Source organism: Hymenobacter sp. YIM 151858-1 (assembly GCF_025979705.1).
Lineage (GTDB): Bacteria > Bacteroidota > Bacteroidia > Cytophagales > Hymenobacteraceae > Solirubrum.
Genome location: NZ_CP110137.1, coordinates 134,010 through 158,200, shown reverse-complemented (window position 1 = coordinate 158,200; position 24,191 = coordinate 134,010). Strand labels below are relative to the sequence as shown.

At 66.8% G+C, this 24,191-nt stretch carries 21 protein-coding genes and 3 pseudogenes; 21 read left to right on the top strand and 3 right to left on the bottom strand.

Translation table 11 applies throughout. From position 1 onward, the window contains the following. From OIS50_RS20015 to OIS50_RS20635, 10 genes and pseudogenes are all read left to right on the top strand, one after another. A partial coding sequence (locus OIS50_RS20015) for a sulfite exporter TauE/SafE family protein (RefSeq protein WP_264694704.1) occupies positions 1–661 on the top strand: 661 nt, incomplete at its 5' end. Between the two features lie 117 nt (positions 662–778). Further along, positions 779–2,134, top strand: coding sequence for an MBL fold metallo-hydrolase (locus OIS50_RS20010; protein ID WP_264694702.1), 1,356 nt, complete (start codon positions 779–781; stop codon positions 2,132–2,134). Between the two features lie 65 nt (positions 2,135–2,199). Further along, positions 2,200–2,574, top strand: a complete 375-nt coding sequence (locus OIS50_RS20005) for a rhodanese-like domain-containing protein (RefSeq protein ID WP_264694699.1) — start codon at positions 2,200–2,202, stop codon at positions 2,572–2,574. 34 nt (positions 2,575–2,608) lie between these two features. Next, positions 2,609–3,169 carry a YeeE/YedE family protein gene (locus OIS50_RS20000; RefSeq protein ID WP_264694697.1) on the top strand — a complete coding sequence of 187 codons (561 nt, stop codon included), beginning with the start codon at positions 2,609–2,611 and terminating at the stop codon, positions 3,167–3,169. Between the two features lie 12 nt (positions 3,170–3,181). Continuing rightward, a complete protein-coding gene (locus tag OIS50_RS19995) occupies positions 3,182–3,592 on the top strand; it encodes a YeeE/YedE family protein (RefSeq protein WP_264694695.1) in 411 nt (136 codons plus the stop codon). A 768-nt stretch (positions 3,593–4,360) separates the two neighbouring features. Then, a complete protein-coding gene (locus OIS50_RS19990; RefSeq protein WP_264694693.1) occupies positions 4,361–4,573 on the top strand; it encodes a hypothetical protein in 213 nt (70 codons plus the stop codon). A gap of 203 nt (positions 4,574–4,776) precedes the next feature. Then, a complete protein-coding gene (locus tag OIS50_RS19985) occupies positions 4,777–5,064 on the top strand; it encodes a hypothetical protein (RefSeq protein WP_264694692.1) in 288 nt (95 codons plus the stop codon). A gap of 135 nt (positions 5,065–5,199) precedes the next feature. Next, positions 5,200–5,862 carry a metalloregulator ArsR/SmtB family transcription factor gene (locus OIS50_RS19980; RefSeq protein WP_264694690.1) on the top strand — a complete coding sequence of 221 codons (663 nt, stop codon included), beginning with the start codon at positions 5,200–5,202 and terminating at the stop codon, positions 5,860–5,862. An 11-nt stretch (positions 5,863–5,873) separates the two neighbouring features. Further along, positions 5,874–7,202, top strand: coding sequence for an MFS transporter (locus OIS50_RS19975; protein ID WP_264694688.1), 1,329 nt, complete (start codon positions 5,874–5,876; stop codon positions 7,200–7,202). 219 nt (positions 7,203–7,421) lie between these two features. Next, positions 7,422–7,583 (top strand): annotated as a pseudogene (locus OIS50_RS20635) (hypothetical protein); the annotation flags it as partial. 33 nt (positions 7,584–7,616) lie between these two features. Here OIS50_RS20635 and OIS50_RS19970 read toward each other — a convergent pair. Further along, positions 7,617–8,348, bottom strand: coding sequence for a LytR/AlgR family response regulator transcription factor (locus OIS50_RS19970; protein WP_264694686.1), 732 nt, complete (start codon positions 8,346–8,348; stop codon positions 7,617–7,619). Between the two features lie 197 nt (positions 8,349–8,545). On the opposite strand from OIS50_RS19970, the gene OIS50_RS19965 reads away from it, so the two are divergent. The 6 genes and pseudogenes from OIS50_RS19965 to OIS50_RS19940 all read left to right on the top strand — a co-directional run bounded on the left by OIS50_RS19965 (position 8,546) and on the right by OIS50_RS19940 (position 12,846). Then, a complete protein-coding gene (locus OIS50_RS19965) occupies positions 8,546–8,974 on the top strand; it encodes a hypothetical protein (protein WP_264694684.1) in 429 nt (142 codons plus the stop codon). A gap of 45 nt (positions 8,975–9,019) precedes the next feature. Next, positions 9,020–9,505 (top strand): carboxypeptidase-like regulatory domain-containing protein, encoded by a 486-nt coding sequence (locus OIS50_RS19960; RefSeq protein ID WP_264694682.1) that lies wholly within the window; start codon positions 9,020–9,022, stop codon positions 9,503–9,505. A 210-nt stretch (positions 9,506–9,715) separates the two neighbouring features. Further along, on the top strand, positions 9,716–11,101 hold the full coding sequence (locus tag OIS50_RS19955) for an alpha/beta hydrolase family protein (RefSeq protein WP_264694680.1): 1,386 nt from the start codon (positions 9,716–9,718) through the stop codon (positions 11,099–11,101). Between the two features lie 76 nt (positions 11,102–11,177). After that, positions 11,178–11,537 carry a LytR/AlgR family response regulator transcription factor gene (locus tag OIS50_RS19950; RefSeq protein WP_264694679.1) on the top strand — a complete coding sequence of 120 codons (360 nt, stop codon included), beginning with the start codon at positions 11,178–11,180 and terminating at the stop codon, positions 11,535–11,537. Between the two features lie 37 nt (positions 11,538–11,574). Beyond that, positions 11,575–11,919: pseudogene (locus OIS50_RS19945) on the top strand (S8 family serine peptidase); the annotation flags it as partial. Between the two features lie 375 nt (positions 11,920–12,294). Beyond that, positions 12,295–12,846 carry a GrpB family protein gene (locus tag OIS50_RS19940; RefSeq protein ID WP_264694677.1) on the top strand — a complete coding sequence of 184 codons (552 nt, stop codon included), beginning with the start codon at positions 12,295–12,297 and terminating at the stop codon, positions 12,844–12,846. A 163-nt stretch (positions 12,847–13,009) separates the two neighbouring features. On the opposite strand, the gene OIS50_RS19935 is transcribed toward OIS50_RS19940, so the two are convergent. Both OIS50_RS19935 and OIS50_RS19930 read right to left on the bottom strand, forming a co-directional pair. Beyond that, on the bottom strand, positions 13,010–14,974 hold the full coding sequence (locus OIS50_RS19935) for a cytochrome-c peroxidase (protein ID WP_264694675.1): 1,965 nt from the start codon (positions 14,972–14,974) through the stop codon (positions 13,010–13,012). Between the two features lie 82 nt (positions 14,975–15,056). Then, positions 15,057–16,535: an alkaline phosphatase PhoX gene (locus OIS50_RS19930; RefSeq protein ID WP_264694673.1), complete on the bottom strand. Its 1,479-nt coding sequence runs from the start codon at positions 16,533–16,535 to the stop codon at positions 15,057–15,059. A gap of 306 nt (positions 16,536–16,841) precedes the next feature. Here OIS50_RS19930 and OIS50_RS20630 point away from each other — a divergent pair. The 5 genes and pseudogenes from OIS50_RS20630 to OIS50_RS19915 all read left to right on the top strand — a co-directional run. Further along, positions 16,842–17,084: pseudogene (locus OIS50_RS20630) on the top strand (DUF5712 family protein); the annotation flags it as partial. Positions 17,085–17,387: 303 nt separating this feature from the next. Next, complete coding sequence (locus OIS50_RS19925; protein ID WP_264694671.1) at positions 17,388–22,544, top strand: PAS domain-containing protein; 5,157 nt, start codon at positions 17,388–17,390, stop codon at positions 22,542–22,544. 16 nt (positions 22,545–22,560) lie between these two features. After that, complete coding sequence (locus tag OIS50_RS20625) at positions 22,561–22,926, top strand: DUF5712 family protein (protein ID WP_413617048.1); 366 nt, start codon at positions 22,561–22,563, stop codon at positions 22,924–22,926. Further along, positions 22,901–23,053, top strand: coding sequence for a DUF5712 family protein (locus tag OIS50_RS19920; protein WP_264694669.1), 153 nt, complete (start codon positions 22,901–22,903; stop codon positions 23,051–23,053). The genes OIS50_RS20625 and OIS50_RS19920 overlap by 26 nt, the downstream gene beginning before the upstream one ends. A 414-nt stretch (positions 23,054–23,467) precedes the next feature. Then, positions 23,468–24,064, top strand: coding sequence for a hypothetical protein (locus OIS50_RS19915; protein ID WP_264694667.1), 597 nt, complete (start codon positions 23,468–23,470; stop codon positions 24,062–24,064). Positions 24,065–24,191 lie beyond the last annotated feature (127 nt).

The window sequence follows — 24,191 nt, the reverse complement described above, 5'->3', positions numbered from 1 at the left end:
CGGTTCCACGTCGGTGGTGGGCGCCTGGGGTTACTTCCGCAAGGGACTGGTGTCGCTGAAAACGGCGCTGGTGTTTCTGCTGCCCTCGCTGGCGGCCGTATTTGCGGTGCGCAAGCTGCTGCTGCCCGCCATTCCCCACGAGCTGTTCACGCTCGGGAGCCTCGTGTTCACCAAAGACCTGCTGGTGCTGGTCGCGTTTGCCGTGCTGATGGTCGGCGCCGCTGTGTCCATGATTCGCAGCAAACAGGCGGCGGTGGTACTGGACGAAGAGCGGCACCCCAAGCACGCGTTCAATTACCCGCTGGTGCTGAGCATCGGCCTAGTGGTGGGTGCGCTTACGGGCTTCGTGGGCGCCGGCGGTGGCTTTCTGATTATTCCCGCCCTGGTGCTCGGCGCCCGCCTGCCCATGAAGCTGGCCGTGGGCACCTCGCTGGCCATCATCGCCCTGAACTCGCTCATCGGCTTCACCGGCGATTTGAGCGCCGGCACCCCCATTACCTGGAGCTTCCTGGCCGGCTTCCTGGCCTTTGCCCTCGGCGGCATCGTCCTCGGCACCTACCTGGCCCGCTTCATTCCCGGCGCCAAGCTCAAGCCCGCCTTCGGCTGGTTCACCTTGGCCATGGGCGCCTTTATCCTGCTGCGCGAGCTGGTGTTCCACTGAGTTGTCAGCTGACAGCTATTAGCTGACAGCTTTACGCCCTACACCAAAAGCAGCCCCTTTCTGATCAACTAACCAGCTGGCAGCCCACCGCTAAAAGCTAAAAGCCTCTTCTCCGTCATGAAAATCGAACAATTTGAAGACAAGGGCCTGGCCCATTTCTCCTACGCCATCCTCAGCGAGTGTGCCCGCCAAATCGTGCTCGTCGACCCGGCCCGCGACCCGCAGCCGTACTACGATTTTGCCAAGGCCCACGACGCCCAAATCGTGAGCGTCATCGAAACCCACCCCCACGCCGACTTCGTGAGCAGCCACCTAGAAATCGCGCAGCAGACCGGCGCCGTCATTCGGGTGAGCAAGCTGCTGGGCGCGGATTACGCTCACGAAGCCTTCGATGAGGGCCAGGAGTTCACCGTGGGCCAGCTCACCTTCCGGGCCCTGAATACGCCCGGCCACTCGCCCGACTCCATCAGCATCGTGGTGAGCCGCGAAGGCAAAGCCAAAGCCGTGTTTACCGGTGATACCCTCTTTATCGGCGACGTGGGCCGGCCGGACCTGCGCGAAAACGCCGGCAACCTGACCGCCAAGCGCGAGGAGCTGGCCCGGCAGCTGTACCACTCGCTGCGCGACAAGCTCATGCAGCTGGACAACACCGTCCTGGTGTACCCAGCCCACGGCGCCGGCTCGCTTTGCGGCAAGGCCCTGGCCGGGGGCAGCAGCAGCACCATCGGCGACGAGAAATTCGGCAACCCCATGCTGCGCGACCTGAGCGAGGAGGAGTTCGTCAAGGAGCTGCTCGCTGACCAGCCCTTCATCCCCAAGTACTTCGGCTACGACGTGGCCCTGAACAAAGCCGGCGCCCCGGCCTACGCCCCCAGCGTGCAGCAGGTACCGCGCCTGGCCGCCGGCGCCGAGCTGGAAGCCGGGGTGCTGGTGGTGGATACCCGTCCCGAAGCCGAGTTCAAGAAGGGCCACGTAGAAGGAGCGCTAAACATCCAGCAGGGCGGCAAATTCGAGACCTGGCTGGGCTCCATCGTCGGCCCGGAAGAATCCTTCTACCTCATCGCTGCCGACGAGGCGACCCTGGAGGATCTGATTTGCAAGACCGCTAAAATCGGCTACGAAGCGCTGATTAAGGGCGCGCTGGTCGGTACGCCCGCCACCGAAGCGACCATGCCTATGCTGGACGTAGCCGCCTTCCGTCAGCACCCGGAGCAGTACACCATCGTGGATATCCGCAACGCCGCCGAGCACCGCGACGCGCCCATCTTCGCCAGCGCGCTGAACATTCCGCTGCCCGAGCTGCGCGAGCGGGTGCTGGAAATCCCCCGGGGCAAGCCCGTGGTGGTGCACTGCGCCGGCGGCTACCGCTCGGCGGCGGGCGCCAGCATCGTGGCGCCGGCCCTGCCCGGCACCGACGTGCTCGACCTGAGCGAAGCCGTGAAATCCTTCCAATCGGCTGCGGCCGGCCACTAACCCCCACCGGCAAACCGGGGAGTTTCCCGCAAGGGAAGCGCTCCGGTAGCACCTACGCTTACCCCATGCCTCACCTTGCATTCCTGCTTTCCTTCTTCGCCATGTTTGGTTTGTTTCAGGGCGCCGCGCCCGCCTATAAAAACCTTGCCCCCGCCCAGTTTGCGGCGGCCCTGCGCCAGCCCAGCGCGGTGCTGCTCGACGTGCGCCGCCCCGACGAGTTTGCGGCCGGCCACCTGCCCGGCGCCGTGAACCTCGACGTGACCGGCCCCGACTTCGCCCGCCGCGTGGCCGTGCTGGACAAAACCAAGCCCACGTACGTGTACTGCCGCAGCGGCGCCCGTTCGGCCACCGCGGCCAGCCAACTCACCCAGGCCGGCTTTGGCCAGGTCAGCAACCTGCTCGGCGGCGTGCTCGGCTGGCCCGAAAAGCTGGTGCGCTAGCACGCTCCGTATTCTTCCTTAACGCTTCCGCTTCATGCTTGACCTCCTTCGCCAGCCCTGGCCTTGGTACGTGGCCGGGCCGCTCATCGGTCTGGCCGTACCGGCGCTGCTGCTCATCGGCAACAAGGCCCTGGGCATCAGCTCTTCGCTGCGCCACGTGTGCGCGGCCTGCGTGCCCGCCAATATTCCCTTCCTGCAATACAACTGGCGCGCCGAACTCTGGAACCTGTTCTTTGTGCTCGGCATCGGCCTGGGCGGCTTCCTGGGCTACCGGGTGCTGGGCCACCCCGAAACCATTGCCATATCGGCCGAAACGGTGCGCGACCTGCAGGCCCAGATGGGCCTGACCGACTTCTCGGGCTTGCTGCCCCAGGAGCTGTTTGCCCTCGAAAACCTTTCGAACTGGAAAGGCTGGGTGTTCCTGGTGCTCGGCGGCTTTCTGGTCGGCTTCGGCACCCGCTACGCCGGGGGCTGCACCTCGGGCCACGCCATCTCGGGCCTCTCCAACCTGCAGTGGGTGTCGCTGGTGGCCGTTATCGGCTTCTTCGTGGGCGGCCTGCTGACGACCTGGGTGTTTTATCCGCTGATGTTTTAACCTGCCTGCTCCATGAAAAATCTGAAATACCTGGTGCTGGGCGTGTGGTTTGGCCTCATCCTGACCAAAAGCGAAGTCATCAGCTGGTTCCGTATCCAGGAGATGTTCCGCTTCCAGTCGTTCCACATGTACGGCATCATTGGCTCGGCCATTCTGGTGGGGCTGGTGTCCATCCAGCTCATTAAGCGCAACCACGTCAAGACCATTAACGGCGAGACCATCACCCTCGCCGACAAGAAGTACAACCACGGCACCTGGATTGGCGGCATCATCTTCGGGCTGGGCTGGGCCCTGACCGGGGCGTGTCCGGGCCCCCTGTTTGCCCAGTTGGGCAGCGGCGTGGCCTCGGCCGCAGTACTGATTCTGGCCGCGCTGGCCGGCACCTGGACCTACAGCGCCCTGCGTGAAAAGCTGCCTCACTAACCTTTCTCTGCCCGGCTTCCGGTTCCCTTTCCCGTTTCTATGATTCGCTGGTTTCTGCCGGGCGCCGCGCTGCTGGCCGGCGCCCGGCCCAGTCTTGCCCAATCCGTACGGCCCGATACGTTGCGGCACCCGATGGCTCACGCTCCGGCCCCTGCAGGAGAGGAAGCAGCGGATTCGACGGCAGCCCGGTCCCTGGCCCAGGCCTTGCGAAAGGGGGAGTTCCGGGCCCACGTGCGCTCCGTGTTCATGGCCACGCGCAACCGCGGCGCAGCGCCGGACTATTACGCCCACGGCGTCGGGGCGGGGCTGGGCTACGAAACCAAGACCTGGCACGGCCTGCAACTGGGCGTGGAAGGCTTCTTTTTAAAAAAACCTGTATTACAGTGCGCTGGCCGCCGAGCCGGGTCGCCCGGAAAGCCGCTACGAGCTGAGCCTCTTCGACCTGGAACACCCCCACCACCGCGAAATGTTGCACCAGGTGGAAGAGCTGTGGGTGCGCTGGCAACCCCGGTCGGGCCTCCACCTCACCTACGGCCGGCAGCGGCTGGACACGCCCCTGCTCAACGCCCAAGACTCGCGCCTGAGCCCCAACTTCGTGCAGGGCCTGTGGGCGGTGGGCAAGGTCGGCCAAGCCACTACGCTACAGGGCGGCTGGCTGACGCATGTCGCCCCGCGCTCTACGGATCGCTGGTACCGGCTCGGCGAATCCGTGGGGCGCTACTCCATGGGCGTGGCCCCGACAGCAGCCGGGCCAACTACCTCGGGCACGTGCCTACCCACGGGCTGGCCGTGCTGGGCCTGCGCCGCACCCTGGGCCGCGGCGGCTCGGTGCAGGCCTGGCAGTACTTCGCTGACCACCTGCTGGCCACCAGCCTGCTGGAAAGCACCGTGGCCTTTCCCCGCCCGGCCAGCACCTGGACGGCCAGCAGCCTGCTGCTCTGGCAGCATGGCCTGGTCACGGGCCACGCCCCCAGCCGGTGAGCCAACGCTACCTCGAGCCCGGGGAGCAGGCCCGGGCCCTGAGTGGGCGCGTGAGGTATCAATAGCAGGCTTGGCAGCTGGCCCCGCAGTACACCCGCCTGACAGCCCATGGGCGCTACCTGTTCCCCCGCGAGTGGGGGCGGGAGCCCTTCGACACCACCCTGCCCCGGGAGCGTATTGAAGGCGCCGGCGACGTGCACGCCTTGAAAACCACCGCGGCCTGGCAGCGGCCTCACCGCCCCCGGTTGGAAGCGGGCTGCGGCTATTTCAACCTGTCGCAGCAGGTCCGGCTCAACAAGTACAGCCTGCCCGATTTCCACCAACTCAACCTGAGTGTCACCCCCGCCTTCACTGGCGCGGCGCAGGGGCTGCGCCTGGGCACGCTGCTGGTGGCCAAGTGGGGCGCGGAACGGTCCACCTATCAGCCGACGCGGGCGGTGAACAAAGTCGACCTGCAGCACCTGACCCTAGCAATGGATTACGGGTTTTAAGCTAGTCCCCGGGTAGCGGCAATTCAGGCGACGTAGGCTAGTCAAGTCGATGAAGAGAGGTATAACCCTTTATTCAATGAGTTTATTGAATAATTGAACAACCCAGCTAGCTTTGCCGCGAGCCTTGTCGCAATCATGGAAAAAAGAGCTTTCAAAGACGCGGTTTACGGCCAGTTGGCCGACCTGACCAAAGCCCTGGCCAACCCTCGCCGCCTGGAAATCGTGGATTTGCTGGCCCAAGGGGAGTTTGCCGTCGAAGACATTGCCCGCGAAACGGGCCTGTCGGTCGCCAACGCCTCCCAGCACCTGCAAGTGCTCAAGGGTGTGCAGCTGGTCAGCGCCCAGCGCGACGGCCACTACCTGCGCTACCGCCTCGCCAACCCCGATGTCTACGCCGCGTGGCAGCTGTTGCGCACCTACGGCCTGACCCGGCAAGCGAGCATTGCCCGCGTGGTCCAGGATTTTCGCCGGCAGCGCGACGTGCTGCAAACCGTGACCATTGACGAGCTGCTGGGCAAGCTCGCGGAAGAAGGCGTGGTGCTGCTGGACGTGCGCCCCCGCCAGGAATACAACCAGGGCCACCTGCCCCAGGCCCTGTCCACGCCCCTAGAGGAGCTGCTGAGCCGCCTGCAAGAGCTGCCGCGCACCAGCCCCGTTGTCGCGTACTGCCGCGGTCCGTTCTGCGTGTTTGCCGACGAGGCCGTGCAGCTGCTGACCGCGCGGGGGTACGTGGCCCAGCGGCTGGAGGAAGGCTTTCCCGACTGGAAGCACCGCAACCTGCCCTACGAACTCGCTTAACCCCTGCGCCCATGGCTCCGCTAACCAACCCAACCCCACCAACGCGCCTGGGCTTGCGCGAAAACGGGCCCCAATTTGCCCTGCTGGTGTTGGTCAACGCCTTTGTGGGCGGCATGGTGGGGCTGGAACGCACCATTCTGCCGCAGCTGGCGGAGCAGGAGTTTCACCTGGCGGCCCGCTCGGCTATCCTGTCCTTCATCGTGGTGTTCGGCCTCATCAAAGCCGCGGCCAACTACTACGCCGGGGCCTGGGCCTTGCGCGTGGGGCGCAAAAACCTGCTGCTCATCGGCTGGCTGCTGGGCCTGCCCGTGCCGCTGCTGCTGCTCTGGGCGCCGTCCTGGGGCTGGGTGATTGCCGCCAACGTGCTGCTGGGCCTGAACCAGGGTTTGGCCTGGTCGAGCACCGTGGTCATGAAAATTGATTTGGTCGGCCCCAAGCAGCGCGGGCTGGCCCTGGGCCTGAACGAGTCGGCGGGCTACCTGGCCGTGGCCGCCGCGGCCTTTGCCTCGGGTTGGCTGGCCACCGAGTACGGCCTGCGGCCCTACCCGTTTTACCTGGGCCTGGCGCTGGCCGGGCTGGGTTTGCTCAGCTCCCTCTTCGTGCGCGACACCAAGCACCACGTGGCGCTGGAAGCCGCTCAGTCCCCGGCCGGGCCCACGGGCCCGCCGCTCTCGTTCTGGGACGTGACCTGGCGCCACCCCAACCTCGGCTCGGTCACCCAGGCCGGGCTGGTCAACAACCTCAACGACGGCATGGTCTGGGGCCTGCTGCCCCTGCTGCTCGCCAGCAAAGGCTTCCCCCTGTCGCAGATCGGCACCGTGGCGGCGGTGTACCCGGCCGTGTGGGGCCTGGGCCAGCTCGTGACCGGGCCGCTGGCCGACCGCTACTGCAAGAAAGAACTGCTCTTTGGGGGAATGCTGCTGCAAGGCGGGGTGCTGCTGGCCATGCTGTTCACCGACGGGTACCCGGCGTTTCTGGTGCTGGGGGCGCTGCTGGGCGCGGGCACGGCGCTGGTGTATCCCACGTTTCTGGCGGCGGTGGCCGAGCACGCACCACTGCCGCAGCGGGCCCGCAGCGTGGGCATCTTCCGCTTCTGGCGCGACGCGGGCTACGCCATCGGGGCGCTGCTGACCGGCGTGCTGGCCGATGCCTTTGGCTTGGGGGCGGCGCTGGCTGCCATTGGCGGGCTCACCGTACTTTCAGCGGTGGTCATTCTCCGCCGCATGTCGTGCTCCATGCTGACTAGCGCGGGTGCTCCTGCCCGTGATTCGGCACCGGTTTTTCCGGATGTGCTTCTCTTTACCCGGAAAACGCCACCCTCTTCCCCGGTTATTCACTAGCCCGCAAAGTCCCTCGGTGCGCGCCGGGGCTACGCCAACCGCTGCCTGATTGCCTGCTTGAACCAGCCCCCATGTGCCCCAGCTGCGGGCGGGGCCGGCTACCACTTGCCCCATGCCCGTGGCATTCCTCAGCGACGAGCAGGCCGGCCGCTACGGGCGTTACCACGCCGCCCCAACCTTAAGCAATTCGCCCGGTTCTTCTACCTCCGCACCCAAGACGTGCACTCCCTGGCCCAGCAGCTTCGCCTACCCCTGGCATTCTGGGACGACCGGTACCCCCAGCCGAATACCTTGCACGACCACCAGGCGCAACTGATGGCGTATGTCGGCTTTACGGCCTTTGACGGGCGCCAATCATTTCACTTGGTTCGCTGGCTGTCCGCCCTGTTGCTGACCAGCACCTGTGCGCCCCGCTTAAAGGTTGCGCAGCCGCCCCATCAAGGCGGCTTCGTAGCTTTTGCCGATGGGCACTTCGTGCGGGCCCAGCTGCAGGCAGCCGTCCTCCAGGCCCTCCACCTGCCGCAGGTTTACGATATAGGAACGGTGCACGCGCAAAAAGTGCGCGAAGGGCAGGCGCTCTTCCAGGGATTTAAGGGTGCCCAGCACGATGTGCTTGCGCCCGGCCGCCGTCACGATCTGAGAGTAGGCCGACATGGCTTCGAGGTAGAGCACGTCGGCAAAGTCCACGCGCACGAGCTTGTTATTGGTTTTGATAAACAAGTGCTGGTCGTCGGGGGCGGCGGGCTGCACCTCGCCCCGGGGCTCGGCGGCGCGGCGCTGCCCGCGCACCCGATCGATGGCCTGCAAAAAGCGGGCGTAGTCCAGCGGCTTTAGCAGGTAGTCCGCTACGGGCATGGCAAAGGCGTCGACGGCAAACTCCGCGTGCGAGGTCACCAGCACCACGGCCGGCGCGGGCTGGGGCAACAGGCGCACCAGCTCCAGCCCCGACAGGTGGGGCATTTCGATGTCGAGCAGCAGCAGGTCGGGGCGCGGCTCTTCCTGTAGCCGCGCAAGCAGCGGCACCGCGTCGGGCAAGGAGGCCAGCAGCTCCAGCCCTTCGGTGAGGCGCACGAACTGCTCGAGCGTAAGGCGGTTGAGGGCGTTGTCGTCGACGACGATGCAGCGAAGGGGGGCGGAGTCGGGCATGGCAGGCAGGCAAAGCCGCCGGGCGGCGGGCGGCGGGGCGGGCGGCCCCAAGTAGCATCCGCTAAAAATAGGGGCTGCGGGGTTGTGGTCCAACTCCGCCCGCCGCGCCGGGCTTCGTGCAGCCAAAGCGCCAGTTCGCTCAAGAAATGCCGGGGTTGAGGCAATCGGCCGGCAGCGGCCCGCGGGGCCCGGTAAGTTTGAACCGTTCAATCATCCGACACGTCTCCGACGCCATGCTCAACGCTTCGCCCCGCTTTCGTTACTACCTCGCCTTCACGCTGCTGCTGCTGCTCGGCGCGTTCGTACGCCTCTCAGCCGCGCCCGGTCCCGCCGCCTCCACCCCGGCCAAGCGCGCCGTGGAATACACCCGCTATCTCACCAACAGACTGCGCCTGCTGCCCCACCAGTTCCGCCCCGTACACCGCTGCACCCGCCAGCAGCTGGCCGCTTTCGACTCGCTCGCCGCTCGCCCCGCCGCCACGCCGGCCGACTACGCCCGCGCCGAAGCCCGCTACGCCGCCGCGTTGCGCCCCTGGCTAAGCGCCGGGCAGTTCAACGCCTTTCAGCTGCTGCGCGAGCGGCAGCCCGCCGAGGTACCTGCCGCCGCCGTCGCCCTCCGTCGCTAGCCCCGTGCTGATCCCCCTTCTGTTCGCCTGTTGCTTTTCCTTGCCATGACCCGTTTGTACCCTTTCCTGCTTGCTTCCCTGCTTGCCCTCACGGCCCAAGCCACCACGACCAGAGGTTTATCCGACACCAAACCCAAACCCGGCGCACCGGCCGGGAAAACAGCCGCCAGGCCCGCTGCCAAAGCGGCCCCTGCAAGTCGTCTCGCGGCCGCGCCGGTTCCAATTGCCCAGCCCGCCGCGCCGCGCGTGCTCGACGGCTACGCGCTCGGCGCCGACGGATTGGCCTTACCCGGCGTGACGGCCCGCGTGGCCGGCACCATGAACCTGGTGGTCAGCAACGCCGACGGCATGTTCCGCCTGCCCCTGCCCGCCGATGGCCAGCCGGTGCGCCTGATCTGCAGCTACGCCGGCCTGGCCGATTATGAGGTTCTCCTTGAGCCGGACCAGCGTGTGCTGAGCCTGGAAATGCTCGAAGACGCTCCGCTGTCATTTCAGACCAAGTCCCGCCGATTTACGCTGCGGCGCCGCTAAGCGCGGCGGCACCAAGCTTCCTACCCGCGGAGGTAGGAAGCTTGGCGGTTAGTCAGTTCCCTGTCCGGCGCGCCCGGGCCGCCGCCCGCTTTCGCTTCAGCCGCCTCGCCCTGCGCGCCGGAGATGGGGTCGTACGGTAAACAACGGCCTGGTTGGCGCCTGCCCCCGGCGGGGCGCGCACGCCGTTCACTTTTTGGCTTCGCCACCCATATGAGAACCCTCCTCCCGCTCTTAACCCTCAGCTTGCTATTGTGGGTCGGCCCCCTCCGCGCTAACGATCAGCCGGCTCCCGCAGCGCCCGCCCTCGACGGCCTGTGGCAAGGCCCGCTTCGCGTGCCCGGCGGCCAGCTCGAGGTTATCTTCCGCCTCGTCAGGCTTACCGGAGGCCAGTACTTTGCCACCCTCGACGTGCCCCAGCAGAAGGTCAGCCGCATGAGCGTGCGCGTGGAGCTGCGCGGCGACACGGTTACGTTTGTAGCCGAGGAGGCCGCTAGCCGCTTTGTCGGGCAGCTGGCTCCGGACGGCCGGCAGCTTAGCGGCCAGTGGGTGCAGCCCGGCTACGCCGTGGCGATGACGCTCAGGTACGCCCCGCCGGCGGCCGCACCCGGCGGCAAGGTGCGCCTCACCCCGCCCTACCGCGAGGAGGAAGTGGGCTTTCCCAATACCGCCGCCGACCTGCGGCTCGGGGGCCTGCTGACGGTGCCGCCCGGCCCGGGGCCCTTTCCCGCCGTGGTGCTGGTGGCCGATGCCGGGGCCCTGGACCGCGACGCGGCCGTGGGCGAGTACCGCCCCGTGGGCGCGCTGGCCGACTTTCTCACCCGCCGCGGTATCGCCGTGCTCCGCTGCGACGCCCGCGGCGTGGGCAGCACCGGCGGCCAGGTGAGCCCTTCATTGCTGGAGCGCGTGAGCGACGTGGAGGCTTGCCTGAATTACCTGCGCACCCGGCCCGAGGTGGACTTAAGCCGGCTGGGCGTCGTCGGCCACGGCGAAGGCGGCAACGCGGCCCTGCTGGCGGCCACCCGCCCGCTGCCGCCCGCCTTCGTGGTGACGCTGGCCGCGGCCGGCCTGCCCGGCCGCGAGCTGGCCCGCGCCCAGCACACGCAGGTGCTGCGCGCCGCGGGCCTGGCACCCGGCCAAATCGAGGCCGTGGTCAAGCGCCAGCAAACCGTGCTCGACGTGGTGCTCCACACCCGCGACAACCAGCAGGCGCAGGCCATCGTGGCCAACCTGCTTCGGCAGGACGACCCGGGCTTAAGCCCAGCCGCCGCCCTAGCCGCCGCCACCGAGCTGACCTCGGAGCGTCAGCGCTTCGCTCAGATGTTTGACCCGGTGCCGGCCCTTGGGGCAGTGCGTTGCCCGGTGCTGTTGCTTAGTGGTGGCACCGATCTGGTCGTGGACGCTGACGCCAACCTGGCGGCCCTGACCCGCGGCCTGCGCGCCAATCCCGGCGTGACAAGCAAAAAGCTCCCGGCCGTCAACCACCTCTTTCAGGCGGACGAAGCCACCTGGCCCGTGGTGGCAGGCGAACGGCGCCCCGCCTTTTCGCCCCAGGCCCAGGAGATGATCCGCGCCTGGATTTTAGCTCGCGGCCGCTAAGGTTCTTGGTTTATCCCGCATCCATCACCCTGAGGAATTTGCTATGCTGGCTTCCCTTCCCCTGCGCTGCCTTGTTGTGGACGATAACGCAATGAGCCGCCAGCTGCTGCAGCAGCTGGTACGCACCACGCCCGCGCTGGAGCTGGTCGGGGCGCTGCCCGACGCCCGCCAAGTGCCCGCGCTGCTGGCCCGGCAGCCCGTCGACGTGCTGCTGCTCGACGTAGAAATGCCGTACCTGTCGGGCTTGGACCTGATTCGGCAGCTGGGCGCGGCGGCCCCCAGCGTGGTGTTGGTCACGGCCAGCCCCGAGTACGAGCGCGAGGCCCGGGCCTTGCGGGTCGCCGATTTTTTATTGAAACCGTTGGGTGCGGGGCAGTTTCGCCAAAGCATGGCACGACTGCTGGCCTATGTGAGGGCGCGAGGCGGCGCCGACTAAGCTAGCCCGGAGCCCCGGTGGCGACCACAACGACACGACGCCCAGCTATCCTGCCAACCTGAACTTGCCCAACGCAATCGCCGTGGCCGCCATCACCAACAGCGGCGCCAAGTCGTCGTTCTCGAACCACGGCGCAACCACGGTGGACCTCGGCGCGCCCGGCTCGGCTATCAACCCGACCACCGCCTGCAACACGTATTCGACTTACAACGGCACCTCGATGGCAACGCCCCACGTGCCCGGCGTCGCGCTCAACGCGGCTTTGCACCCTGGCGCTGCGGCGGCTGCCAGCAAGAACCCCAGCCTGCGCCGTGTCGTGCTTACCCCGTCGCCGGCGGGTAAATGCGTCACCGGCGGCCGCCCCATCGTAAGCGGCTTTTGATACGGCCAAATTCGTTTTCGCCCGAAAAGCCCCCGTCGATTGGCGGGGGGGTGCCTGACTGCGGGGTTGCAAGGCCCGCCAGGCAATTTCTTGCCCGTAAATGCAACTATGGTTGCGTCAAAGAACCGGGCCCGTGACCGCAGCCGCTCCGGTAGCCAGGCCCCGATGAAGGGCAATAGCAGTATCGCGCTTCACGTAGCTGGGGAATCGGGCCTGCACTCCGGCTGGCGCGCCCGGCTGGCAGCCGGGCCGCGGGGGCTGCCGGATCAACCGCTGCTTTCGGCCCGGGCCGCCCGCCCGCGCTAGCTGCTCCGGCCGCCGTAAAGCCGACCTCACGTTTGGTTTGGTGCTGGGGAATTTCATTACTTGGTCGCCATGTTGCTTCAAGCCTACCAAGAACGCTGGCCCGCAGACTTTCAAGCCATCGCGCAGGTGTTGCGGGCGGCACTGCCGGGTTTGCCCTGCGTGGCGGAGCACGTGGGCAGCACGGCCGTTCCCGGGCTGGCCGCCAAGCCCATCATCGACCTGGACTTGCTCTACTCCCCGCCCGTCACCCTGCCCCAGGTGGCCGCCGGCTTAGCGGCCATCGGGTACGCCCACGTCGGGGATCAGGGCATTCCCGGGCGGGACGTGTTCAAGCGCGTTCCCCTGGGGTTACCGCATCCGGTGCTGGACCGGGTAAAGCACCATTTGTACGTCTGCGCGGACGACAGCCGCGAGTGGCACCGGCACCGGGTGTTTCGGGACTACCTGCGGCGGCACGCCGACGCCCGTCAGCAGTACGAAGCGCTGAAAATGCGTTTAGCTGCGGAAGCCGGGCAAGACCAGCGCCGGTACGCCGAGCTTAAGCAGACGCGGGCACAGGGCTTTGTTGCGCGGGTGCTCCGGCAAGCCAGCGGGGTTGCTTCGGACCTGCCCCGGGCCTAGGGGTTGTTGGGCCGGGATGGCCTCAGCGCTGTCCGCTGATTTAGCCCGGGCGGTGCAGCGGCCAAGTGGTGACCGACGGCCCAGCCTGCTTTCCCCCGGTAACTTGGCTGCCCCGCCTGGGGGCGGGTATTGCCCTGCCCGGGGGCACCCCGCGCCAGGGGCCCTAGCGGGCCGGTTGCCCGGGTTTTCGCCCGGCCGTTGGCCTCGGCTCCGGCCCGGCGTCGGGGGCATCCGTTAAAGCCAAGAGAAACGCTTTCAGATCGGCCAGCTCCGAGCGGCTCAGGTGCAGCGGGTCCGCCGGCAACGTTTGGTTGCCAACGGGCAGGTGCAGGCCGGTGCCGCCGCCCTCGTTGTAGAAGTGCAAAACCTCGTCCAGGGTTTGGTATTCCCCGTTGTGCATGTAGGGGGCTGTCAGGGCCACGTTGCGTAACGTCGGGGTTTTAAACGCGCGCCGCAGCTCCGGCAGCCGGGTGTGCTCATACCGCCCGGGGTCCGGGTCCAGCCTGCGGGCGCCCGGCCTTGTGGGCAAGCCCAGCACTTCGGCTTCCGACTCCTGGAACGTGGGGGGCACCGTCCCGTTGGTGAGCGGGAAAAAGTGGCAGGTGGCGCACCGGGCCTTGCCCGCGTACAGGTTAAAGCCGCGGATGGCGGCGGCGCTCAGGCCCGCGCGGGCTTCGCCGCGCACGTAGCGGTCGAAGGGGGAATTCAAGTGGACAAGGCTGCGCTCGTAGGCGGCCAAGGCGTTTTGAATGCGGCTGGGCGTGATCAGCGGTTCCCCGGATTGGCCCGCGGCGGCAAAAGCGGCCCGGAACCGGGCGACGTAGGCCGGACGCCGCGCCAGGCGTTCGGCGGCGGTTGCCAGCGAGCCGTGCATCTCGTCGCGGTTGCCGATCACGTCCACGGCCTGGCTTTCCAGGTTCGGGGCGCGCAGGTCGTAAAACTGGCCGGCCTGCAGGGCGGCGTTGAGAATGGTGGGGGTGTTGCGGCGCAGGCTGCCCCCGCGCAGGGACCTGCTGCGCGCCCGCCCATCGGTAAACGCCCGCGCCGGCTGGTGGCAGGAGGCGCACGAGCGAGCGCCCCCACCGCTTAAGACCGGGTCCTGAAACAGCTGCTTGCCCAAGGCAACTTTGGCCGGGTTGGTAAACCACTGCCGGTTGCCGGCGTAGTAATCGGGGTTGAACGCGCCCAGGTCGAACAGGGTGGCTGCCTCGGGCCGCAGCGGCCGCAGCTCGCCGGGAAACGGCGCAATTTTCAACTGCCGCTGCAGGCTCAGCAGCGCCCGCCCCAAGGGATTGGCGTGGCGCCGAATAAAGGCCAGGCGGTCAAAGGTTGCAAAGCTTCCGGCTTGCCGCAAGGCGGCGCCCGCCGCCTGCCGGGCCGCGAGCGCCTGCTCGCCGGGCTTTCCCGCCCCGGGCCCGGCGTACAGGCGCAAGGGCAGCTCCAGTGCCTGCAGGGCCGCGGCGGCCTCGGGCAGCGCGGCCGCGGGTTGCAAGGGCGTGTCAAAGCCCGTGATGCCCAGGGCCACGACGCGGAACACCTCCTGCCGCAGGGCGTCAAACACGTGGGCATCGGTAAAGTCCTGCACCTCCCAGGCCAGCTGCAGGGACCGCACCTGGCGGCGCAGCCGCCAAACCTGGCGCCGCAACTCCCGCCGCGCGGCCGTATCCCGCGCGGCAGCGGCGGCATCCGGGTACAGCAACTGCTCGATTACTTGCAGCCCGGCCGGTTCGAAGGTCTTGGTTTCTTCGATTTCCAGCTCGGCCACCGGCGGCCCGTTGATCAGGCGGCTGGTGGCGGGCAGGAAGTATTCCGCGTAGGGCTCCACCTGCTTGTAGGCCAGCCGGCATTGCCGGAACGCGCCGCGCAGGGAGTCCTGGGGTAGCGGGCGCTGCGGGGGGCGCTGCACCAGGGGCAGCAGCCGGGTGTCTACCTGCCGCAGCAGCGCCGCGATGTCCTGGGCCACGGCCGCTTTGATCCGGGCCGGGCGCGAGCCGGGCTGCTCGGTGGTGGCGCCCGTTGCCGAAAGCAGCGGGCCGGGGGCGGCGGCTGGGACGCCGCAGCCGCTAAAACTGGTGGCCAGCGCGAGCAGCAGCCCGGCGAAGCGGGAAGAAACCGGTAGGGTAGGCATAGGGGAAGATGGGCGGCGCGCTGCCAACCGGCTTGGGGGTTGCGGGCGCTGGCCCCTCCCCGCCCCGGTTGGTTGGCTGGTCTTACCGGGCGACCCCGCGGATGATGAGCACCTGGCCGCCTTCGCTGTTGGTGTTGGCCGCCGCCCCGGAGCCGTCGGCGTTGCGGAAGCGGGGATCCTGCCAGGTATGCGGGTGCACGTTCACCAGGAAGGTGTTCGGCGAGTGCACGAGGTCGCTGATGTCGTACATGGCCCCGTATTCCCAGGAGCTCTTCAGCTGCACGTTGCCCGGGTTGTACTTGGCGTTAAACGCCGGGTCGCTGCGGCGGTGGTCCATCTCGAGCATCGCTTTGGCCCGCTGGCTGGGGCTGTTGATGGCCCACTGCCAGATGCGGCCGTCGTGGTCGTTGAGGCGGTAAAACGAGTCGCCGTCCTCCTGGATGTAGACGTAGTTCTCGGTTACGCAGATGTTGTCCGGGTTAACGATGTAGCGGCCCGGGTCCTGCGCCCCGTCCACCACCACTTCCAGCTTGGCGGGGGCAATTGGGTTGTCGGCGGCCAACTGCAGCCGGTAGACGCGGCCCCACATGGTCTTGCCGGCAATGGGCGTGGCTTTGTCGGCTTCGCTGACCCCGGTGGCCGTGAAATACAGCTCGCGGTTGTGGCTGGCGCTGCCTTTGCGGTAATCCAAATCCTCCACCCGGGCCAGCTGCAGCACCCCGTTGGCCGTTGCGAAAGCCGCGATTTGCGCCCCGGTCATGGTTTTGGCATTGGGCACTTCCACCCACTGCACGTCGTAGCGCGTGCCCATGGCCAGGTTGGTCTCGATTGGGTCCCCGTTGCTGCGCTTGAGCATGTAGAGCTTGCCGTGGTCCAGATCCCCCGGGGTGTTGCTCACGTAAAGCAGCACCTGCCCGTTGGAATCGTCCTCGCCAATGAGGATCACCGTTTTGCCGGGGTACGCCTGCTTGGGGAGGGGCACGGCGTTTTCCATGCTGGCCTTGCCCAGCGCGGGCTTGCGTCGGCCCGGGTTGGCGGGGTCCGCCGGCCCCAGCGGATCAATGGCGTGCACCATGCTTTCCGCCCCGCTTTCGCCCGCCGTCAGGAACGTAGGCACCGGAAAGCCGTGCTCTTCCGGGGTGGCCAGGGTTGCCGAGCACAAGCGGGTCGTGCCGCCGTTGTAGTCCACGAGGTATTCCCCCCGCACGGGCTTAAAGGTCTTGTCCAAGTAAACCCGCGAAACGGATTGCGAGATTTCGTGATTGTTGATGAGCACAAAACCGTCGCCGAGCGGGTTGCGCAGCAGGGCGCCGCCGTCGGGTTGGGGACCAAACACGAAGTTCGGCGACTCGGGCAATCGATCGTCCGACGAAAGCAGCGGGAGGATCGCCAGGTTTTCAAAGCCCGGCAGGGCCTTTACCAGCGCCGGCGTCACGGAGTGCGCCTGCAGGGCCACGGGGTTGGCCGCCACGGGCTCGCTGCCGCTTTCGCAGCTGCCGAGGGCGGGCAACAGGGCGAGGCAAGCCCAGCGGGGGGCGCGAACCAAAGTAAACTTTTTCATAAAAGATAAGATTCAGGACGGGTCTTAATTGCGGGGGCAAAGGTTCCGGTAGGCTGTTAATCCAGCGTAAATCCAGGATTAAACCCTTGTTATTCTTGCGCAAGCAGCTGAGGCGGGAACTGCACCCGGACCAGTTCGGGTGGCGATCCCCCCGCCCCCCGCCGTTTTGGCCCATCCAGCGCCCGGCTCACGCCCCTACGTGATCCTTGCCACAACCCCAAGCCGGGGAGCAAACGCCCCTCGCGCAGCTGGTCAGCCCCTCCAGATCCCAGCCCGCAGCCAGGCCCGCCAGCAAGCCGGCGCGCAGCAGCCCAGAACCCGTACCATCTGAGCCCGCGCCCGGATCCCAGGGCTACCCACCGCGGGGTTGTAGCGGGCGGCTTCGAGCGCAAGCCGCTTCCGGAGCGGGCGGAGCAGGTCTTTGAGCGGGCATTCGGCTATGACCGGCCGCTGGGCGAGGCACTTCGTTACGCCCACGCCAGGCAGCAGGGTACTCCCGGTGAGTGCGCCGGCCTAAGAGCCCGAGACCTGCAGGAGCGGCGGCAATAACAGGGAATGGCTGGTGAGAGGATGCTTCCGCCTAAACCAGCGGTTGCCGGTTCCCAGCAGGAGCCTGGCCTCGTAAGGTCAGGCGCTTCCTCACCGGGCCGGAAGGGAGCGTATGAATTCGGGGTTCAAGCGGCTGCAAAGCTTTGGCAGTAAGTGCCGAACGCTAGGGCCGGGATGGACGAGCTTGCCAAATGCCGGGAATTTCCGTTTTTTGGGTAGCCGCACCTGTTTTCTTACTGCTGTCCCCGCGCCAGCGCAGACGTGTGCGTGGCCACATGCGCGCCGGTTTCCCCGCTTCTACGCATGGCTACTCCTGATTCCGCCGCCGCTCTGCATCCCACGAGCGCCGGACACCCGCCGGCTCCATCAGAACTGGCGCTGGAGGCCCTGCCTTGGGGCGTGCTGCTGCTGACGGCAAACGGTACGGTGACCTACCTGAATGCGGCGGCGGCCGCCCTGTGGGGCGTATCAGTTCAGGCCGTGCTCGGTCAGCAAGCGGCCAAGGTGGAGCCGGCCGTGCTGCCGCCGGCCGTGGTGCAGGCACTCAGCCAGGCTGCCACAGACCCAGCCGATTACTGGCTGCCCCACACGCAGCAGTGGATTGGCCTGCGCACGGCCCCTGCGCCGGCGGGACAGCGCTGGGTATTCTGGGACAACGTGACGGCGCGCAAGCAGGTCGAGCTCGCGCTGCGGCTGCAACGCGAGCAGCTGCAGCGCACCATCGACAGCTCCCTGGATCTGGTGCAGGTGTTCGAGGCCGTGCGCGACGAGCAGGGCGAAGTAATCGATTTCACCTGGGTGCTGAACAACGCCGCCGCCGAGCGGGTGTACGGCGACGTCATCGGCCAGCGCCTGTGCCAGCTCAATCCCGGCGTGGTGAAAGAAGGCATTTTCGACACCTTCAAGCAGGTGGTCGAAACCGGCGTGCCCGACCAGTCGGAGCGGCACTACGTGCACGAGCAGTTCGACGGCTGGTTTCTGCAGTCCAGCGTCAAATCAGGCGACGGGGTGACGACGACCACCCACGACATCACCAACCGCAAAAAAGCCGAGCAGGAACTGCGCCAAAGCCAGCACTTGCTGCAATCGGTGTTCGACGTTTCCCTGAACCCCATTGCCTACCACAAAGCCGTGCGCGACGCCGCGGGGCGCATTGTCGACTTCGAATTCGAGCTGGAAAACCGCCCGGCGCGCCACTACATGGCAGCCAGCCGGACCGGGCGGCGGTACTCGGAAGCCTACCCGGGCATCCTCGACTCGGAGGTATTCCGGCTGTACTGCGCGGTGGTGGAAACCGGCCGGCCGCTGGACACCGAAGTGCCGCTGCGGCTTCAGGGCACCGACCGGTGGTTTCACCTGCAGGCCGTGAAGCTGGACGACGGCCTGGTGGCCACCGCCGTGGACGTGACCGAGCGGCGGCAGGCGCAGGCCGAGCTGCTGCGCCTGCAGCAGGAGCTGGCCCAGCAAGCAACCACCAACTACCAGGCCCTGCTGGCAGCCACCACCCAGGGCTTCTGCCGGCTGCAGCTGCTCTTCGACGAGGCCGGGCAGCACGCCGTCGACTTCCGCTACCTGGAGCTGAACCCGGCCTTTGCGGCGCACTCGGGCCTGACCACCGAGGCCCTGGGCAAGACCGTGAGCGAACTGGTGCCCAACCTGGAGCCGCGCTGGCTTGAAACGTACGGGCGCGTGGCCCGCACGGGGCAGGCCGAGCAGCTGGAGTACCACGTGGCGCAGCTAGGCCGTTGGTACGACGCGCACGCCTTCCGCGTGGGGCCGCCCGACGCGCGGCAGGTGGGCGTGCTGTTCAGCGACATCACCGAGCGCAAGCGGCGGGAGGCGAACCTGGCCTTTATGGCCGGCCTGATGAGCGACTTTGCGCCCTTGAGCACCGTCGAGCAGGTAATGGAGCTGGCGGGCCGGCGCCTCACCCAGCACCTGCAGCTGTCGCACTGCTTCTTCGTTGCCGTCGACCCGGAAGCCCGGGAGTGCACCGTTTTGCACCACAGCCGCCCGGCCGGGCTCCCGGCCATGACCGGCACGTATCCTCTGGCCACCTTCCACACCGAGGAAGACAACCAGCGGCTGGCGGCGGGCCAGCCCATGATTGTCAGCGACGTGGACGACGGCCACCGCCCGGCCGCGCAGGCCGCGGCATACCGCGCCATCGGCGTCCGGGCGCTGGTGAACACGCCCTACGTGGCTGAGGGGCGCTGGCTGTTTGACCTGGGCGTGTGCCGTTCCGAGCCAGGCGCGTGGGCGCCCGACGACATCGGGCTGTTGCAGGAGGTGGCGGCCCGGGTGTGGCTGCGGCTGGAACGCGCCGGCGCCGAGGAGGCCCTGCGCGTTTCCGAGGAGAAATACCGCACCTTGTTCGACACCATGGCCGAGGGCTTTGCCCTGTGTGCCCTGGAGCGCGACGCGGCCGGGCAGGTGGTGGACGTGCGCTACCTGGAGCTGAACCGGGCCCTGCAAGCGCAGACCGGCCTCGACCGCCAAGCGATGCGGGGCCAGCCGCTGTCAGCCGTGCTGCCGCCGGCCGATCTGGCGCGGTGGCTGCCGCGCTACGCGGCCATCAGTGCCAGCGGCGAGCCGGCCCGCTTCGAGGAATATGCGGCGGGCCTGGCGCGCTGGTTTGCCGTGAGCGTGTACCCGCGCCCGGGCGAGGAGCTGGCCGTTTTCTTCCGCGACATCACCGAGCGCAAAGAGCGCGAGCGACAGCAGGCGTTTTTACTGCAGTTCTCCGACGAGCTGCGCGCGCTGGGGGATGCGCAGATGATGGAGGAAACCGGCGTGCGGCTGCTGGCCGAGTACTTGCAGCTGGACCGGGCGTACGTGTTCGTGTTGTACCCAGCTGAAGACCGCGCCCTGGTGCGGTCAGAGCAGCGGGCGGCGCATTTGGCCTCCCTGGGGGGCGAAGTCCGGATGTCTGATTTCCCGGAAACCGTCGTCCGGATTGCCGACGAGACGCTGGTCGTGCACGATACGGAGAGCGACGCGCGGTTTTCGGCGTTGAATCGCACCTCGCTGCACGCCGTGAACCTGCGGGCGTTTGTGTGCGCCAGCGTCCGCAAAGGCCCGAAGACCGTGGTCTGGTCGCTCGCCGCCGTCTCGGCCACGCCGCGCACCTGGACCCAAGCGGAAGTCGAGCTCATCGAAACCGTAGCGGAACGCCTGTGGGCCGCGGTCGAAAAAGCGAAAGCCGAAGCAGCCCTGCGCGAGAGCAAGGTAAAATTTGCCTCCCTGTTTGCGGCCTCGCCCGCGCCCTTCGTCATCTTACGGCCCGATGCGCCGCGTTTTACCATTGTAGAGGTCAACGATGCCTACCTGCGGGCTACCATGCGCACGCGGGAAGAGCTCGTCGGCCAGGGAATGTTGGAGGCTTTTCCGGACAATCCCGCGGACCCGGACATTGCGGGCGTCAGCACCCTGCGCGCCTCGCTGGAGCGGGTGCTGGCTACCCGCCAGACGGATACCCTGCTAGACTTGCAGTACGACATTGCGCGGCCCGACGGCACCTTTGAGCAGCGCTGGTGGAGCCCGGTGAACGCCCCGGTGCTCAACGAGCGCGGCGAGGTGGTGGCCATCATTCACCACGTCAACGACGTGACCGAGCGCCACCGCGCCCAGCAAGCGGTGCAGGGAAGCGAAGCGCGGCTGCGGGGCGTGCTCGACGGCATGGGCGAGGGCTTCGGGCTGCTCGCGCCCGACTTCACCATTCTCGAACACAACCGCGAAGCGCTTCGCCTGGACGGTCGCGCCCGCGGAGAAATCATCGGGCGCTTGCATTGGGACGTGTATCCCGAAAGCGAAAGCTCGGAGCTCGGGCACCTGCTCAAGCAAGCCATGCGCCAGCGCGAGCCGGTGTCGCTCGAGCATCAGTACGCCTGGGAAGAAGGCCGCGCGCGCTGGCTCGAAATGCGCGCCTATCCAATGGACGACGGCTCGCTGGCGGTATTTTGGCGAGATGTGACCGAGCGCCGCCGCACCGAAGCCGCCCTGCGCGAAACCGAAGCCCGGCACCTGGCCGAGCTGGAGCAGCAGGTGGCCCGGCGCACCCGCGAGCTGCGCGAAAGCCGGGATTTGCTCCAAACCGTGTTCGACACCAACCTGATTGCCATGTCGGTGCTGGAAGCCGTGCGCGACGAGGCCGGCGCCATCCGGGATTTCCGCCTGCGGCTGGTGAGCAAAGAGCTGGAGCGCGAAACCGGCCGCTCCGACCTGGCGGGCAAGCTCTACGCCCAGGAGTACCCCGGCATCCGCAGCGTGGGCATTTTTGACCTGATTGTGCAAACCATCGAAACGGGCCAGCCCCAGGGCATGGAGTACTTTTACCCCCACGAAGGCTTCGACAAATGGTTTGCTTGCCAGTTTGTGAAGCTGGGCGACGGCGTGGTGGCCACCAACCTCGACATCACCGAGCGCAAAACCGCCGAGCAGGAGCGCCTAAAAAACCTGCGCCTGCTGGAGCAGGCCGAAGCCGTGGCCGGCCTGGGCTCCTGGGACTACGACCTGGCCACGGGCACCATGCGCTGGTCCGACGGCATGTACCACCTCTTCGGCAAGCCGCCGGGCCAGCCGGTTGGGACGGACATTTACCTTACCTACGCGGTAGACGAGGACCGCGCGCGGGCCGAGCAGCTGGTGGCCCGCCTCACCGCGGGCAGCGGCGACGTGGAAGAAACCCTGCGCCTGCGCCTCGGCGCGGCGGGGAAAACCATCCGCGTCAAGGCCGTGGTGCTGCCCGACGAAACGGGCCGGCCCGCGCGCGTGCTGGGCGTGGACCTGGACATTACGGAGCTGCAGCGGCTTGAAGCCGACAACCTGCGCCTGCGCCTGACCCGGCAGCAGGCCCTGTTCGAAGCCGTGCAAGCCGCCCAAGAAACCGAGCGGGGGCGCATTGCCGAAAGCCTGCACAACGGCGTGGGCCAGACGCTGTACGCTACCAAGCTGCAGCTCGACCAAGTGCCCGCCGCCCCCGCGCTGCAGCGCACGGCAGAGCTGTTGGCGGAGGCCATCCGGCAAACCCGAGCCATTTCCCACGAGCTGGTTCCCCTGGCGCTCAACGAATTCGGCCTGGACACGGCGCTGCAGGACATCTGCCGCAAGCTCGGCAGCCGCACGCTCCGCTTCGACTGCCACGTCGATCTAAGCGAATTAACGCACCCCCTGCCGCAGCCCCTGCAGATAGCCCTGTACCGCATCGCCCAGGAGCTGGCGCAGAACGTGGTCAAGCACGCGCAGGCTAGCGAAGCCAGCCTGACGCTGGAAGCCGTGCCGGGATTTGTGCTGCTGCGCGTGGAAGACAACGGCGTGGGCTTTCCCGCCCAGACCACTGCCGAGGCCGGTATGGGCCTGCGCAGCATCCGCGACCGGGTGGCGCTGCTGGGCGGACACATGGAAGCGGGCTCAGCGACCCAAGTCGGTACTTTTGTCCGCCTACGCTTACCAATCACGTAACGAGTCAGAAGGGCCGGTGAACCCTTGGCGTGAACTAGTAAGCAGCAACCCGCAGCTGCGGGCTTTTGCGCTGGCGGCGACGAACCCGACCGCGGCCAACTTAGGCAGGGGCATCGTGGGCCGCTGCCTAGTGTGCTTTGCCAAGGCGGAGCGCGCGCCCACGAGCGGCCCCCGGGACCGGGCGGTGCAGCTGGGCGAGGCGCCCCGGGGCCAGACCGAGGAGGGCGAGCAGACGCACGTGCACGGCCTGGTCAGCCGCCGCGAGGACTTGAATTGGTACCACCTAAGTCCGCTGACGAATCACAAGGCTACCCAACGCGGCGTTGTAACGGGCGGCTTCGAGCGCAAGCAGTTTTTTGGAGCGGGTAGAACAGGCGTTTGACCAAGCGTTCGGCTACGACCGGCCGCTGAGCGAGACGTTCCGGTATGCCCACATCATGCAGCACGGCATCCCGGAGCAGTGCGCGGCGTTGCGGACACAGGCGCTGCAGGAGCAGCAGCAACGCTAGGCGGTGCGGCAGTTGGCGACCGAACAAAGTAGGCAGCTAACCCAAGAGCAGCGGATGGAGCAGCCGGAGGTTTCCGAATCGAAACCCGAGCAGGCAAAGAAGCCTGAGCGCAGGCAAAGCAGGGGACTTGGTATGTGAGTACTAGTATGTGGCGTGATTAGTCATTTCGTTAGCAGCGGCAACGGGAAAGTGCATTTCCCAGACTTGAAAACGAGAAAGAGTGAAAGCACCACTATTCCGAGGCGGGTCGCAGAACTAAACGTTATGTAAAGAAAGGATTCCAAGAGCCTGCTCTTACTAGCAACTGCTGGCCCACTTGGTTTTGTCTAAGCTGTGGATAAGATCTATCCGCGACACCCCTCGCTGCCCTGCTATTACTTTGTGAGCTTATCCGTGCCCTAACTGCTGCTAAACGTGAACAACAGCCCCGTCCCCAAGTGGACTGCTCGTGCCATCCTGCCGTTACATGTTCTTTCGAGCGTATCCCACCTACTGGCAAACCCGGGCTTGCCGAGTCAAACCCCGGTGCTAAGCTCGGCGGCTTGGCACATCGCCGGACTGGAGCACGGGTGGTTGATTGCCGTGACCAATTACCTCCCCATTGGGCTGCTGTTGTTGGGGTTCTGGGGCAGCGCGTGGAAGTCCGGGCGAACAGCCGTACCGACCTATGCCTATGCCCTTTTCACGGCAAGCGCCCTGCTGTACGCTTCGCTAGCCGTAGCGCCCTACGAGGCAACCAACGAAGGACTGGCCTACAATGCCGCTCGTTCCTCGCTTTCGCTGTTGCTTGGGGCGGTGGGTCTGCTGCCTCTGGCTGGTAAAATGGGGGGCAAGACGGCCTTTCGCTACTTCACGCAAGCCTTGGCGTTATACCTCGTGGCGGAGAACGTGCTCAGCTTATGGGTGCTTGACAACTTGGGCTATATCTCCTCCGTGTCCTGGCTGCTCTATTTTGCGTGGTACTTCGTCATGTCATTCAACCTAAGCAAGCTGCTACCTAAGCAGGCATGAACACAATCGAGGTGCCATCTTACTCTGGGTTTATAAGTGGCATTACGTTAAGTTGCCTACTTAACGTAATGCCACTTCTGTGACAACATTGAACGGGTTCTACTCACAGGTGACTACAAGCTTCTGG

Bases quoted from the DNA above. Each gene is read 5' to 3' on its own strand.
- OIS50_RS20010 (WP_264694702.1), top strand. From the start codon at position 779: ATGAAAATCGAACAATTTGAAGACAAGGGCCTGGCCCATTTCTCCTAC.
- OIS50_RS20005 (WP_264694699.1), top strand. From the start codon at position 2,200: ATGCCTCACCTTGCATTCCTGCTTTCCTTCTTCGCCATGTTTGGTTTG.
- OIS50_RS20000 (WP_264694697.1), top strand. From the start codon at position 2,609: ATGCTTGACCTCCTTCGCCAGCCCTGGCCTTGGTACGTGGCCGGGCCG.
- OIS50_RS19995 (WP_264694695.1), top strand. From the start codon at position 3,182: ATGAAAAATCTGAAATACCTGGTGCTGGGCGTGTGGTTTGGCCTCATC.
- OIS50_RS19980 (WP_264694690.1), top strand. From the start codon at position 5,200: ATGGAAAAAAGAGCTTTCAAAGACGCGGTTTACGGCCAGTTGGCCGAC.
- OIS50_RS19975 (WP_264694688.1), top strand. From the start codon at position 5,874: ATGGCTCCGCTAACCAACCCAACCCCACCAACGCGCCTGGGCTTGCGC.
- OIS50_RS19970 (WP_264694686.1), bottom strand. From the start codon at position 8,348: ATGCCCGACTCCGCCCCCCTTCGCTGCATCGTCGTCGACGACAACGCC.
- OIS50_RS19960 (WP_264694682.1), top strand. From the start codon at position 9,020: ATGACCCGTTTGTACCCTTTCCTGCTTGCTTCCCTGCTTGCCCTCACG.
- OIS50_RS19955 (WP_264694680.1), top strand. From the start codon at position 9,716: ATGAGAACCCTCCTCCCGCTCTTAACCCTCAGCTTGCTATTGTGGGTC.
- OIS50_RS19940 (WP_264694677.1), top strand. From the start codon at position 12,295: ATGTTGCTTCAAGCCTACCAAGAACGCTGGCCCGCAGACTTTCAAGCC.
- OIS50_RS19935 (WP_264694675.1), bottom strand. From the start codon at position 14,974: ATGCCTACCCTACCGGTTTCTTCCCGCTTCGCCGGGCTGCTGCTCGCG.
- OIS50_RS19930 (WP_264694673.1), bottom strand. From the start codon at position 16,535: ATGAAAAAGTTTACTTTGGTTCGCGCCCCCCGCTGGGCTTGCCTCGCC.
- OIS50_RS19925 (WP_264694671.1), top strand. From the start codon at position 17,388: ATGGCTACTCCTGATTCCGCCGCCGCTCTGCATCCCACGAGCGCCGGA.